This is a genomic window from Phyllobacterium sp. P30BS-XVII, from assembly GCF_014138335.1.
GTDB lineage: Bacteria > Pseudomonadota > Alphaproteobacteria > Rhizobiales > Rhizobiaceae > Phyllobacterium > Phyllobacterium meliloti.
Map to the genome: position 1 here is coordinate 1 of NZ_JACGXO010000022.1, position 1208 is coordinate 1208.

1 protein-coding gene is annotated in these 1208 nt (G+C 52.5%); it reads left to right on the plus strand.

Annotation, left to right across the window (positions count from 1 at the left end; all coding sequences use genetic code 11):
• The coding region (locus FHW17_RS25110) for a S8 family serine peptidase (RefSeq protein ID WP_182511104.1) at window positions 1-1208 on the plus strand (1208 nt) is incomplete at both ends.

A 1208-nucleotide genomic window follows, 5' to 3' on the forward strand; every position in this document is an offset into this window, starting at 1 on the left:
AGTCTGCGCGGTTCTCTGCCCTATTTCCGTCCGGAGCTTGAAGGCCACTGGATGACGACAACCGGCTTTGCCAACAACCAGAAAGACCAGATTTATAATCGGTGCGGCATTGCAAAATACTGGTGCATCATGGCGCCGACCATTGTGCAAACGACGGATACCAATGGTGGTTTGAGCAATGGTTTTAACGGCACATCGGCCGCTGCACCCCATGCTTCCGCCGCTCTGGCGCTGATCATGCAACGGTTCCCCTATATGACCAATGAACAGGCACTATCGGTGCTGTTCACAACAGCTCAGAATATGGTTGCAAGCCCGGATGTTGCGCCAACGACGGGTGAGCGTGAGCTCACATCCGTTGTTCCCGGCACCGCGCAGGTACCCAATGCCGTGACTGGCTGGGGACTTGTCGATCTGAACAAGGCGATGAAAGGCCCAAGCCAATTTCTGGGCCGATTCAACGCCAATCTCAGTGCTAGTATGGATGACACTTGGAGCAATGATATTTCCGACGTTGCACTGGAGCAGCGCAAAGGCGAAGAGCAGGCGGAAACAGCAGTCTGGAAGGCAAAAAAGGCAGTTCGCGGATGGCTGGGTGGATTGGACGAAGGCAAGGTTCAGTCAGATGTCAATGAACAAAGCAAGGATGCGATAAAGCTCGTCAGCTCTCTGGCAATTGCAATCGGTACCGGTAATTTTGCCAAGGAGCAGGCGGCTCTTGCGGGCAATGACGTGGCCACCAGTCTTTTCCAACGAATTCTCAATACAACAAGATATGGTCGGTATTTGGTGAGTCATGCCTCCAATCCACAATATTTATGGATAGCCAAATTAATAAATGAAGACCTTATGAAGTCCCTCAAAAATCCGTCTCTCATTAGTCTGGATAGCGATATTGCCGAGGCCAAAAAACTTTTGCAATTTGAATACGCCTTGATGGAGAATACGCGTGCTCCCTACCTCACCAAGAAACTTGCCGATCCGTCTGCCTATCTTGGCGGGCTGACGAAATCCGGTGCCGGGTCATTGTGGCTGACGGGGAAGAACAGCTATCGCGGCGATACCATCGTCAATGGCGGCGAGCTTGGCATTGGTGCTGAAGGTTCGATCATCTCGGCCGCCATCATCAACAATACAGGGCTTTTGACCGTCGATGGCAAGACGGCGGCTGTGACCGCAAATCCCGGCGGCCGATTGAAGGTCAATGC